The organism is uncultured Corynebacterium sp. (assembly GCF_902782855.1).
Classification (GTDB): Bacteria; Actinomycetota; Actinomycetes; order Mycobacteriales; family Mycobacteriaceae; genus Corynebacterium.
This window is the reverse complement of record NZ_CACZOO010000372.1, coordinates 1-3,079: the sequence shown is the minus strand read 5'-3', so window position 1 is coordinate 3,079 and position 3,079 is coordinate 1. Positions and strand designations below refer to the sequence as shown.

The following is a 3,079-nucleotide window of genomic DNA, read 5'->3' as shown; positions in this document are numbered from 1 at the left end:
GAGGCGACGGAGGTGACGGGGGTACGGTGCCGCCCCTGCATCCCCCTGTGACGCGTGGGACCTCACACGGCGCTCAGGACGACGGCACTGCCCTGTCCACCGCCGCCGCAGAGCGCGGCGGCACCCAGCGCGCCGGAGCCGAGGCCGGCGAGCTGCCGGGCGAGCGTCCCGACGATCCGGACGCCGGACGCGCCGAGGGGATGGCCCAGGGCGATGGCGCCGCCGTGCCGGTTGACGATCGCCGGGTCCACCCCGAGCTCACGCGTGGAGTGCACCCCCACGGCGGCGAAGGCCTCGTTGATCTCGACCGCCCGGAGATCGGCTGGGGTGCGGGAGATCCTCGTCAGTGCCGCGGTGATGGCGGAGGAGGGCTGTGCGTGCAGCTGGACATCGGGACCCGCCACGAAACCCGTCGCCTCGACACGGGCCAGCGGGGTGAGCGCCAGTCGTTCCACCGCCGCCGGAGCGGCGATCACCAGTGCTGCGGCACCGTCGGTGATCTGCGAGGAGTTGCCCGCCGTGATGGTGCCGTGCTCCGGGTCGAACGCCGGGCGGAGACCGCCGAGGAGTTCGACCGAGGTGTCCGGCCGGATTCCGTCGTCGGCGTCGACGACGGTGAAGCCCTTGCGCGAGTTGACGGTGAACGGTTCGATCTCCCCGGCCAGGAAGGACGCCGAGGCGGCGGCACGGGCGTGTGAGGCGGCGGCGAAGGTGTCCTGTTCACTGCGGGTCAACCCCAGCTCCCGGTTGCCCTTCTCGGTGAGGACGCCCATACCGGTGTGCTCGAAGGCGTCGGTGAGGGCGTCGTGGTCGAGCGTGTCGATGAGGGTCCCGTCGCCGTAGCGCAGTCCACCGCGCAGCCGGATGGCGTGGGGGGCGCGGGACATGGATTCCTGGCCGACGGCGAGGACGATCTCCGCCTCGCCGGTGGCGATGAGCCGGGCCGCCTGGGCCACCGCCTCGGCCCCGGAGAGGCACACGGCGTTTAGCGTGATGGCGGGCACCGTCAGGGGGACGCCCGCGCCGACCGCGGTCTGGCGGGCGGGGTTCTGGCCGGCGGCACCCTGGAGGACCTGTCCTGCGATGGTGATGTCGACCTGGTCCGGGGCCACCCCGGCGCGGTCGAGTGCGGCGGTGGCGGCGTGGGCGCCGAGTTCGGTGGCTGCGGCACCTGCCAGCTGTCCGTTGAAGCGGGCGAAGGGGGTGCGGGCGTAGCCGACGATGGAAGCGGCGGTGGTCATGAGTTCTCCTGCGGTTGTGTCGTGGTGGCGGGGGCGAGGTCCGGGGACATGGTGTACCGGGCACCGGTGAGGCGGCGGATGTCGGCCTCATCCTCCCCGGGTGCGAGACGGACGAGGACCGGGTGGTGGTCGACGATGTCGAAGACGGCGCGGTCGGTGATGATCCGGTCGACGACACCGACACCGGTGAGCGGTAGTGAGCACCTCTCGACGATCTTCGGAGTGCCGTCCTTGGCGACGTGGTCGGTGATGACGATGACCCGTGGGGTGCCGGCGACCAGGTCCATGGCCCCGCCCATCCCCTTCACCATTTTTCCGGGGATCGTCCAGTTCGCGAGGTCCCCGTTGCCGGCGACCTCCATCGCCCCGAGGATCGCGGTGTGGACGTGGCCGCCGCGGATCATGTCGAAGGAGACCCCGGAGTCGAAGACCGATGCGCCGGGGGAGAGGGTCACCGTCGCCTTTCCGGCGTTGACCAGGTCGGCGTCCTCCTCCCCGTCATAGGGGAACGGCCCCATCCCCAGGATGCCGTTCTCGCTCTGGAGGTGGACGCTGACGCCCTCGGGCAGGTTGTTGGCGACCAGGGTCGGGATGCCGATCCCGAGGTTGACGTACTGGCCGTCGGTGAGTTCGGCGGCGGCGATCGCCGCCATCTCGTCACGTGTCCACATGGTCTACCTTCCCTGTCCCGCGGTCACGGGTGTGTCGTCGACGGCCGTGTGTCCCTCGCGGGGCCGGACCGTCCTCTTCTCGATGAGCTTCTCGACCGTCCGGGGACGGTAGATACGGTCGACGAAGACCCCGGGGGTGTCGATGTCGTCCGGGTCGAGGTAGTCACCACTGAGGACCTCGACCTCGGCCACCGTCGTTCTCCCGCACATCGCGACCAGCGGGTTGAAGTTCTTCGCGGTGAGCCGGTACCGGAGGTTTCCCTCGGAGTCCCCGGTGTGGGCGTGCACGAGGCTGAGGTCCGCGACGATGGCCCGTTCCAGGATGGCCTTCCGGCCGTCGAACTCGGCCTCCTCCTTACCGTCCGCGACCGCGGTGCCCACGCCGGTGGGTGTGTAGAACGCGGGGATGCCGGCACCGCCGGCCCGCATCCTGGCGGCGAGGGTGCCCTGGGGCACGAACTCCACCTCGAGCTCTCCGGAGAGATACTGGTCGGCGAAGATGCGCGATTCCCCGACGTAGGACCCTAGTACTTTCCTGACCTGGTGGTTCTCCAGGAGGATGCTCAGTCCTCTGCCGTCGATGCCCATGTTGTTGGAGATGATGGTGAGGTCCTTCACCCCGGTGTCCCGGAGCCCGGTGATGAGATCGGAGGGTATGCCGCACAGTCCGAAGCCACCTACCGCCACGGTCATCCCGTCCTTCACCAGATGCATCAGGGCCGCTGCCGAGTCTGACACTGTCTTCGACACCGCCGTTCCTCCTTGGTTCATTATGTGGTCGTTGAAATATCTGCCAGCGAAACTGTAGACGTGACGATAGTGCAGTTCAACGGTGATGTCGGGTTTCGAGGAAACTGCTCTCATGGTGGAAAGCGGTAATGGTACTGTCCATTAAGTGGACAACTCCAAGAGTGTGAACGGTACGAGGACAGGGGTGTCCGGAGGACCTCCGGGGACCCAGGTCGTGACGAGGGTGGCGGACATCCTCCGTGTCGTCAGCCAGATGATGCCGGACGGGGCCGGAACCAGGGAGATCGCGACCCTGGTCGGGCTGACCCGTCCGACGGCGCACCGGTTGCTCACCTCGTTGACCAACCAGGGACTGGTGGACCGGGATTCCGACAGCGGCCGGTGGATGCTCGGACCCGAGATCTTCCTCATGGGTGT

Annotated in this window: 4 protein-coding genes; 1 reads left to right on the top strand and 3 read right to left on the bottom strand. The window is 68.6% G+C overall.

Annotation, left to right across the window (positions count from 1 at the left end; translation table 11 throughout):
* Nucleotides 1-62: 62 nt before the first annotated feature.
* From QZV72_RS14815 to QZV72_RS14805, 3 genes are read right to left on the bottom strand one after another with little or no spacing between them, the layout of a single operon-like run.
* Complete coding sequence (locus QZV72_RS14815; protein WP_297009517.1) at nucleotides 63-1,241, bottom strand: acetyl-CoA C-acyltransferase; 1,179 nt, start codon at nucleotides 1,239-1,241, stop codon at nucleotides 63-65.
* On the bottom strand, nucleotides 1,238-1,912 hold the full coding sequence (locus QZV72_RS14810) for a 3-oxoacid CoA-transferase subunit B (RefSeq protein WP_297009516.1): 675 nt from the start codon (nucleotides 1,910-1,912) through the stop codon (nucleotides 1,238-1,240). The genes QZV72_RS14815 and QZV72_RS14810 overlap by 4 nt, the downstream gene beginning before the upstream one ends.
* A gap of 3 nt (nucleotides 1,913-1,915) precedes the next feature.
* Complete coding sequence (locus tag QZV72_RS14805; protein ID WP_297009514.1) at nucleotides 1,916-2,662, bottom strand: CoA transferase subunit A; 747 nt, start codon at nucleotides 2,660-2,662, stop codon at nucleotides 1,916-1,918.
* A gap of 184 nt (nucleotides 2,663-2,846) precedes the next feature.
* Here QZV72_RS14805 and QZV72_RS14800 point away from each other — a divergent pair.
* The coding region (locus QZV72_RS14800; RefSeq protein ID WP_297009513.1) for a helix-turn-helix domain-containing protein at nucleotides 2,847-3,079 on the top strand (233 nt) is incomplete at its 3' end.

Coding starts and splice junctions, on each gene's coding strand:
- QZV72_RS14815 (WP_297009517.1), bottom strand. CDS start 1,241: ATGACCACCGCCGCTTCCATCGTCGGCTACGCCCGCACCCCCTTCGCC.
- QZV72_RS14810 (WP_297009516.1), bottom strand. CDS start 1,912: ATGTGGACACGTGACGAGATGGCGGCGATCGCCGCCGCCGAACTCACC.